This is a genomic window from Pengzhenrongella sp. (assembly GCF_036565025.1).
Taxonomy (GTDB): Bacteria; Actinomycetota; Actinomycetes; order Actinomycetales; family Cellulomonadaceae; genus Pengzhenrongella.
Genome location: NZ_DATCNW010000451.1, coordinates 1 through 8,818 on the forward strand (window position 1 = coordinate 1; position 8,818 = coordinate 8,818).

7 protein-coding genes are annotated in these 8,818 nt (G+C 71.1%); all 7 read left to right on the forward strand.

Annotation, left to right across the window (positions count from 1 at the left end):
* Positions 1–151 precede the first annotated feature (151 nt).
* Positions 152–1,384, forward strand: coding sequence for an amidohydrolase (locus VIM26_RS25450; RefSeq protein ID WP_331956127.1), 1,233 nt, complete (start codon positions 152–154; stop codon positions 1,382–1,384).
* A 166-nt stretch (positions 1,385–1,550) separates the two neighbouring features.
* The gene (locus tag VIM26_RS25455) at positions 1,551–2,633 is read left to right on the forward strand and encodes a BMP family ABC transporter substrate-binding protein (RefSeq protein WP_331956128.1); all 1,083 of its coding nucleotides are present in this window, start codon (positions 1,551–1,553) and stop codon (positions 2,631–2,633) included.
* 148 nt (positions 2,634–2,781) lie between these two features.
* A complete protein-coding gene (locus tag VIM26_RS25460; protein ID WP_331956129.1) occupies positions 2,782–4,377 on the forward strand; it encodes an ABC transporter ATP-binding protein in 1,596 nt (531 codons plus the stop codon).
* Complete coding sequence (locus tag VIM26_RS25465) at positions 4,374–5,645, forward strand: ABC transporter permease (protein ID WP_414696585.1); 1,272 nt, start codon at positions 4,374–4,376, stop codon at positions 5,643–5,645. The genes VIM26_RS25460 and VIM26_RS25465 overlap by 4 nt, the downstream gene beginning before the upstream one ends.
* Positions 5,642–6,943, forward strand: a complete 1,302-nt coding sequence (locus tag VIM26_RS25470) for an ABC transporter permease (protein ID WP_331956130.1) — start codon at positions 5,642–5,644, stop codon at positions 6,941–6,943. Before VIM26_RS25465 ends, VIM26_RS25470 begins: the two co-directional genes overlap by 4 nt.
* Positions 6,944–6,992: 49 nt before the next feature.
* Positions 6,993–7,412, forward strand: coding sequence for a cytidine deaminase (locus VIM26_RS25475; RefSeq protein ID WP_331956131.1), 420 nt, complete (start codon positions 6,993–6,995; stop codon positions 7,410–7,412).
* Positions 7,399–8,721 carry a thymidine phosphorylase gene (locus VIM26_RS25480; RefSeq protein ID WP_414696586.1) on the forward strand — a complete coding sequence of 441 codons (1,323 nt, stop codon included), beginning with the start codon at positions 7,399–7,401 and terminating at the stop codon, positions 8,719–8,721. The genes VIM26_RS25475 and VIM26_RS25480 overlap by 14 nt, the downstream gene beginning before the upstream one ends.
* Positions 8,722–8,818 lie beyond the last annotated feature (97 nt).

Below are 8,818 nucleotides of genomic sequence, written 5' to 3' on the forward strand. Positions count from 1 at the left end.
GCGTTGACGTCCTATAGGACGTCAACGCTCGGACGTTACGGAGAATCGGCGGGGAATCGGCGGGGAATCGGACCTCTCGGCAGGGGGTTCGCGGTCGGCCGGACGAATGGTCCGTTATCGGGAGGTGGCGGGGGTGGCTTAGGCTCGCGGCGTGCCGCCTGACGTGTTGTTGCTGACCGAACTGGTGCGATCGCTGCGGGTGGAGTTGATCTCCATTCGGCGGGATCTGCATGCGCACCCGGAGCTGGGGCGTACCGAGACGCGCACCACCAAGGTCGTTTTCGACCGGCTGCGGGCGGCGGGACTTGACCCGAAGTTGCTGCCCGGCACCGGCCTCATCTGCGACATCGGTCCGAGCCCGGCGACGACCGGCCGACGGCGGGTCGCCCTGCGCGCCGACATGGACGGGCTGCCGTTCCAGGACACGTGCAACGAACCCTGGCACTCGACGAGCCCGTCCATCGCGCACGCGTGCGGGCACGACGTGCACACCGCCATCGTGCTCGGCGCCGGCCTCGTGCTCGGCGAGTTCGCGGCCCGCGGGGAGTTGCACACCGGGGTCCGGCTGCTCTTCCAGGCCGCCGAGGAGGTCCAGCCGGGCGGTTCGCTCGACGCCATCGCGGCGGGCGTGCTGGACGGCGTCGATCAGATCTTCGCGCTGCACTGCGACCCGAAGGTCGAGGTCGGCTACATCGGTACCCGGATCGGGCCGATCACCTCGGCCTCCGACGAGGTCACCGTGATACTCACGAGCAACGGCGGGCACACCTCGCGCCCGCACCTGACCGGCGACGTCGTCTTCGCGCTCGGCCAGGTCATCACCCAGGTCCCCGCGGTGCTCGGCCGGCGCCTGGACCCGCGCTCCGGGGTCAACCTGACCTGGGGCGCCGTGCAGGCCGGGTCGGCGCACAACGCGATCCCCGGGCACGGCTCCGTCAAGGGCACCCTGCGCTGTCTCGACGTGCGTGCCTGGGAGCGCGCCTCGAGCGTGTTCCACTCCGCCGTCGAACAGGTCGTCGCGCCCTACGCGGTCGACGTCGAGGTGCGCCACCAGCGCGGCGTGCCCCCGGTGGAGAACGCCGAGCGGTCCACCGCGGCGCTCGAGGCCGCCGCGCGCGACGTGCTCGGCCTGGGTGCGGTGCTGCTGACCGAGCAGTCCCTGGGCGGGGAGGACTTCGCCTGGTACCTCACGAAGGTCCCCGGTGCGATGGCTCGGCTCGGCACGCGGGTCCCGGGCGGCCACCAGTACGACCTGCACCAGGGCGACTTCAGCGTGGACGAGCGCGCGATCGACGTCGGCGTCCTGCTGCTGGCCCGGACCGCGCTGATGGCCGGGCGGGATCTGCCGACCCCGATCGGCATCCCGATCATCCCGACTACATAACGAAACCCAGCGTTACCGGTCAGTAACCCTATGGCGCGGCCCGCGAGCACTACTGTGCGAATCACATCAGCCGGCCACGTCTGGCCAGGGGGCACGCGACGATGCGCGCTGCTCTGACCTGGGGAGCTCTGGACCGGCTCGGCGTCACGAGCAACAGGAGTACGACGTGAAGAGAATCTCGCGAGTCGCGGGTCTGGTGGCGATCGCCGCCCTGGCCCTGGCCGGGTGCGGCAGCGCACCGAAGGCCAGCACCGCCTCCACCGCCAAGACCATCAACTTCAAGGGTTGCATGGTCTCCGACGCGGGGGGCTTCGTGGACAAGTCCTTCAACCAGTCCGGCGCAGAGGGGCTGGACAAGGCGGCGAAGGACCTGGGCATGAAGGAGGTCAAGGTCGAGTCGACCAGCGACACCGACTACGCCCCGAACGTCGACACCCTCGTGCAGCAGAACTGCAACCTCATCGTCGGTGTCGGCTTCAAGCTGGAGGACGCGGTCCAGACCGCGGCCGACGCGAACCCGAACATCGACTTCGCGCTCGTCGACAGCGCGTTCTCCGACAAGAAATTCAAGCCGGTCACGATCAAGAACGCCAAGCCGCTGCTGTTCAACACCCAGGAGGCGGCCTACCTCGCGGGCTACGTCGCCGCAGGGATGACGAAGACCGGCACGGTCGCCACCTTCGGCGGCATCCAGCTGCCGTCCGTCACGATCTTCATGGACGGGTTCTCCGACGGCATCACGGCGTACAACACCGACAACGGCAAGAAGGTCAAGCTCCTCGGTTGGGACAAGAAGGCCCAGACGGGTTCCTTCACCGGTGACTTCGACAACCAGGCGAACGGGCAGAACCTCGCCAACGGGTTCATCGACCAGGGCGCGGACATCATCATGCCGGTCGCCGGTCCGGTCGGGCTCGGTGCCGCCGCAGCCGCGAAGGCGGCCGGGAACACCTGGATCATCGGGGTCGACGCCGACTGGTTCAACACCGCCCCGGACTACTCCAACATCGTGCTCACCTCGGTGATCAAGAAGATCGGCGAGTCGGTCTACGACACCGTCAAGCAGTCCGTCGACGGCAAGTTCATCGCCGACCCGTACGTCGGCACGCTCAAGAACGACGGCATCGGCCTCGCGCCGTTCCACGACTTCGACAGCAAGGTGCCGGCCGCGCTGAAGACGAAGGTCGACGACCTGAAGAAGTCGATCATCTCCGGCGAGCTGAAGATCACCTCGCCCAGCCAGAACTAGCGCCCGGCTAGGCCACGCACGACGGCGGACCGGGCAGCCCTGCCCGGTCCGCCGCCCCTTGCCGCGCCGCGACGCAGCGCGGTCCCGCGCTGCGGGTGGAGGAGGGGACTACCGTCGGAAAGACAACGAAGTGGGGGGCACTGGGCCTGTGAAACTGGAACTGCGCGGGATCACCAAGCGCTTCGGGTCCCTGGTGGCCAACGACCACATCGACCTCGTCGTCGGGCCGGGCGAGATCCACGCGCTGCTCGGGGAGAACGGTGCCGGCAAGAGCACCCTGATGAACGTCCTGTACGGGTTCTACGACCCGGACGACGGCGAGATCCTCATCGACGAGGTGCCCGTCACGTTCGCCGGGCCGGGCGACGCGATGGCCGCCGGGATCGGCATGGTGCACCAGCACTTCATGCTCGTGCCTGTCTTCACCGTGGCGGAGAACGTCGTGCTGGGGCACGAGCCCGTCAAGGGCGCACTGATCGACCTGACCGAGGCCCGACGGCGGGTGCGCGAGATCTCCGACCGGTTCGGGTTCGACGTCGATCCCGACGCGCGCATCGAGGACCTGACGGTGGGCGCGCAGCAGCGCGTCGAGATCATCAAGGCCCTCTCGCGCGAGGCGCGGGTGCTCATCCTCGACGAGCCGACCGCGGTGCTGACCCCGCAGGAGACCGACGAGCTGATCACGATCATGCGCCAGTTGCGCGACGCCGGGACCTCGATCGTGTTCATCACGCACAAGCTGCGCGAGGTGCGCGCCGTCGCCGACCGCATCACGGTGATCCGCCGCGGCAAGGTCGTCGGTAGCGCGGAGCCGTCGGCGTCCGAGACCGAGCTCGCCTCGCTGATGGTCGGACGGTCGGTCGACCTCGGCGTGGACAAGGCGCCCGCCACCCCCGGCGAGATCGGCTTCGCGGTGCGGGACCTGACCGTGCTCGACGTCGTCGGGGTGCGGCAGGTCGACGGCGTGACCTTCGACGTCGCGCGCGGGGAGATCGTCGCCGTCGCCGGCGTGCAGGGCAACGGCCAGACCGAGCTCACCGAGGTGATCCTCGGGCTCCAGGTCCCGCTCGCCGGGTCGGTGCTGCTGGACGGCAAGGAGATCACCGGCTCCTCGGTCCGGGACGTGCTGCGGGCGGGGGTCGGGTTCGTGCCCGAGGACCGCACCGCGGACGGCCTGGTGGCCGACTTCTCCGTCGCGGAGAACCTCGTGCTCGACCTGTTCGACCGGCCGCCGTTCGGTCGCGGCATCTCGCTCGACCCGGCGGCGATCCGCGCCAACGCGCAGCGGCGCACCGTCGAGTTCGACGTCCGCACGCCCTCGGTCGACGCGTCCGCCGGCACCCTCTCGGGCGGCAACCAGCAGAAGGTCGTCCTGGCGCGGGAGATGTCCCGCCCGCTGCGCCTGCTGGTGGCCTCCCAGCCGACGCGCGGCCTGGACGTCGGCTCGATCGAGTTCGTGCACTCGCGGATCGTCGCCGAGCGCGACAACGGGACCCCGGTGCTCATCGTGTCCACCGAGCTCGACGAGGTGCTGGCGCTCGCCGACCGGATCGTTGTCATGTACCGGGGCCGGATCGTGGGCATCGTGCCCGGCGGGACGGACCGTGACGTGCTCGGCCTGATGATGGCCGGCGTCCCGCTGGTCGAGGCGCAGGCGCAGGCCGCGGCGCACCACACCGTGCTCGGCGCGGCCGACCTGCTCGAAGGCACCGACGACGTCGCACACCAGGGGGAGAACTCGTGAGCCAGCCGACGCCGCCGACCTCGGCCCCGGACCCGACGCCGACGCCGACGCCGACCCCGACGCCGGACGCGCGCGGCCAGCAGGCGCTGCGGGAGATCTTCGCCAGCAACTGGGTGGCGACCGTGCTGGCGATCGTGCTCGCGCTGCTGCTCAGCGGGGTGCTCATCGCCGCGGCGGACGCGCGCGTGCAGTCCACCGTGAGCTACGTGTTCGCCCGCCCGAGCGACCTGCTCGGCGCTGCCTGGACGGCAGTGTCCGAGGCGTACTCCGCGCTGTTCCAGGGCGCGATCTTCGACTTCCAGGCCACCACGTTCGAGCGCGCCATCCGCCCGATCACCGAGACGATGACGGTGTCGGTGCCGCTGATCTTCGCCGGGCTGGGTCTCGGCGTCGGCTTCCGGGCCGGCCTGTTCAACATCGGTGCCCAGGGCCAGATCATCGTCGGCGCCATCTTCGCCGGGTACGTGGGCTTCGCGATGGACCTGCCGCCCGTCGTGCACGTGGTGGTCGCGGTGCTCGCCGCCGTGATCGGCGGGGGGCTCTGGGCGGGCATCGCGGGCGTGCTCAAGGCCCGCACCGGGGCGCACGAGGTGATCGTCACGATCATGCTCAACAACATCGCCGTCTACCTGATCGCGTACCTGCTCACCACGTCCGCGTTCCAGCGCGGCGACAGCAACAACCCGATCTCCCCGCCGTTGAAGAGCACCGCGCTGTTCCCCCTGCTGCTCGGGCCCGGGTTCCGGCTGCACCTGGGGTTCGTGCTCGCGATCGCGGCGGCGTTCGGCGTGTGGTGGCTGATGAACCGCTCGACGATCGGTTTCCAGTTCCGCGCGGTCGGCTCGAACCCGAGCGCGGCCCGCGTCGCCGGCATCTCGGTGAACGCGAACTACGTCTGGGTGATGGTCGTCGCCGGGGCGCTCGCCGGCCTCGGTGGGGCCGCGCAGGTGCTCGGTACCGAGAAGGTGCTCACCGCGGGCGTCGCGGCGAGCTTCGGGTTCGACGCGATCACGGTCGCGCTGCTCGGACGCTCCAAGCCGCTGGGCACGGTGCTCGCCGGGCTGCTGTTCGGTGCGCTGCGCGCCGGCGGCTTCGCGATGCAGGCGCGCACCGGGACCCCGATCGACATCGTGCTCGTCGTGCAGTCGCTCATCGTGCTGTTCATCGCGGCGCCGCCGCTGATCCGCGCGGTCTTCCGGCTGCCCGCGCACGGCGAGCGAGTCGTTCCGCCAGCGCTCACCCAGACCACCCAGGAGGTTCACGCGTGAACGCCGTCGTCGCCCCGCCGAAGCCGTCGCCCGGCCCCACGACCGACCGGGTCGCGGCGGTCAAGCCCGTCAGCTGGAAGGTGCCGATCGCGTACGCGGTCGTCGCGCTGCTCGCCCTGGTCGCCTTCGTGCTCGCGGCTCCGGGCGGGCGCGTGACGACCTTCACGCTCTCGACGGGCCGTGACTTCTTCCAGATCGCGCCGGTCGTGGTGCCCTCGCGGGCGACGGCGCTCGCGCTGTGCCTGGTGGCGCTCGCGCTCGCCGGGGTCGCGGCCTGGGCAGCGAGCGCGCGCCGCGGCGTCGGGGTGTCGCTGCCGGCGGTGTACAGCCTGGCGCTCGTGCTCGCCTTCCTCACCTGGGCGGCGGGCGGCAGGGCGCACCCCCTGCCGCTGACCGGCCTGCTCCAGGGCTCGCTGTTCCTGGCGATCCCGCTGGTGTTCGGGGCGCTCTCGGGGCTGCTGTGCGAGCGCTCCGGGATCATCAACGTGGCGATCGAGGGCCAGCTGCTCGCCGGCGCGTTCCTCGCGGCCGTCGTCGCGTCGCTGACCGGCAGTGCGTACGCGGGCCTCATCGCGGCGCCGATCGCCGGTGCGCTGGTCGGCGCGCTGCTGGTGATGTTCTCGATCCGGTACGTGGTCAACCAGATCATCGTCGGCGTCGTGCTCAACGTGCTCGTGGTCGGCGTGACGAGCTATCTGTTCTCGACGGTCCTGAAGGTCAACGCCGCGACCTGGAACCAGCCACCCAAGCTCCCGGTGCTCGACGTCCCCGTGCTCAGCCAGATCCCGATCCTGGGGCCCGTGCTGTTCCACCAGACGGCGCTCGTGTACGTGATGTACGTCGTCGTCGTCCTGCTCCAGGTGATGGTGTTCCGCAGCCGCTGGGGGCTGCGGCTGCGGGCCGTCGGCGAGCACCCCAAGGCCGCGGACACCGTCGGCATCAAGGTCAACCGGACCCGGATGCGCGCGACCATCCTCGGCGGCGCCGTCGCCGGCCTCGGCGGCGCGTTCTTCACGGTCGCCGCCGGCCTGGCGTTCGGCAAGGAGATGACCGGCGGCAAGGGCTTCATCGCGCTCGCCGCGATGATCCTCGGCCGGTGGAGCCCGACCGGCGCGCTCGCGGCCGCGCTGCTGTTCGGGTTCTCGGACAACCTGCGGGTCGTGCTGGGCATCATCGGCACCCCGATCCCCAGCCAGATCATGCTCATGACGCCGTACGTGGTGACGATCTTCGCCGTCGCCGGACTGGTCGGGCGGGTCCGCCCGCCGGCCTCCGAGGGCATCCCCTACGTGAAGTAGATTCCGTGGCTCAGGTGCCACCACACCCTTGCTCGAAGGAGTCCGTCAGATGCTCAGACCGGATCAGGTCGACTGGGACACGTTGCGTCTCGCGGCGACCGAGGTCATGCGGCGCGCGTACGCGCCGTACTCGAAGTTCCCGGTCGGGGCTGCGGGCCTCGTCGAGGACGGCAGCGTCGTCGTCGGCTGCAACGTCGAGAACGCGTCGTACGGGCTGACCCTGTGCGCCGAGTGCGCGCTCGTCTCCGGGTTGTACGTCTCGGGCGGCGGTCGGCTCGTCGCGGTCGCGTGCGTCGATCAGCACGGCAGCGCGCTGATGCCGTGCGGGCGGTGCCGCCAGCTGCTGTGGGAGCACGGCGGGCCCGATCTTCTGCTGGACACAGTCACCGGCATCCGGCCGATGCGGGACGTCCTGCCGGACGCCTTCGGACCGAACGACCTGGTGGAGCGAGCACATGAGCAGCCGTGAGATGACCGAAGCCCGGCCGGAGCCGTTCGACGCCGTCGACGTCATCCGGACCAAGCGCGACCGGGGCACGCTGAGCCCCGGCCAGATCGACTGGGTCATCGACGCCTACACGCGCGGCGTCGTCGCCGAGGAGCAGATGGCCGCCCTGAACATGGCGATCCTGCTCAACGGCATGGACCGGGCCGAGATCGCCCGCTGGACCAACGCGATGATCGCGTCGGGCGAGCGGATGGACTTCTCCGGGCTCTCCCGCCCGACCGCCGACAAGCACTCCACCGGCGGCGTCGGCGACAAGATCACGCTGCCGCTCGCGCCGCTGGTCGCCGTCTTCGGCGTCGCGGTCCCGCAGCTCTCCGGTCGCGGCCTGGGCCACACCGGGGGCACGCTCGACAAGCTCGAGTCCATCCCCGGCTGGCGCGCGGCGCTGACCAACGCGGAGATGCTCGCCCAGCTCGAGGAGATCGGCGCGGTGATCTGCCAGGCCGGTTCGGGCCTCGCACCCGCCGACCGCAAGCTGTACGCGCTGCGCGACGTGACCGGCACGGTCGAGGCGATCCCGCTGATCGCGTCGTCGATCATGAGCAAGAAGATCGCCGAGGGGACCGGCTCCCTCGTGCTGGATGTCAAGGTCGGGTCGGGGGCGTTCATGAAGGACCTCGCCCAGGCGACCGAGCTCGCGCGCACCATGGTCGACCTCGGCACCGATGCGGGCGTGCGCACGGTCGCCCTGCTCACCGACATGTCGACGCCGCTGGGGCTCACGGCCGGGAACGCGCTCGAGGTCCGGGAGTCCGTCGAGGTGCTCGCGGGCGGCGGCCCGGCCGACGTCGTGGAGCTCACCGTCGCGCTCGCCCGCGAGATGCTCGCCGGGGCCGGCGTGACCGGCGTGGACCCGGGGGAGGCGCTCGCCGACGGCCGGGCGATGGACGTCTGGAAGCGGATGATCGCGGCGCAGGGCGGGGACCCCGACGCGGAGCTGCCGTTCGCGCGCGAGACCGAGACGGTCCTGGCCACGACCGACGGCGTCCTGGTCGGGCTCGACGCGCTCGCCGTCGGGGTGGCCGCCTGGCGCCTCGGCGCGGGCCGGGCCCGCCGCTCGGACCCGGTGCAGGCGGGCGCCGGTGTGGAGCTGCACGTCAAGCCGGGCGCCGTGGTCCGGGCGGGGGAGCCGCTGATGACGCTGCACACCGACACCCCCGAACGGTTCGCGCGCGCGATGGAGGCGCTGTCGGACGCCGTCGTCATCGCGCCCGAGGGCTCGTCGCCGCCGCACCATCGGCTCGTGCTCGATCGGATCTACGCAGGCTGAGGGGGAGGCAGCATGGCGGGCTTGGCAGGGCCGTTCGGCGGGCTCGGCCGGCTGCAGGCGACCACGCTCGCCCTGCGGGTCTCTCGCGCCGCGGCGT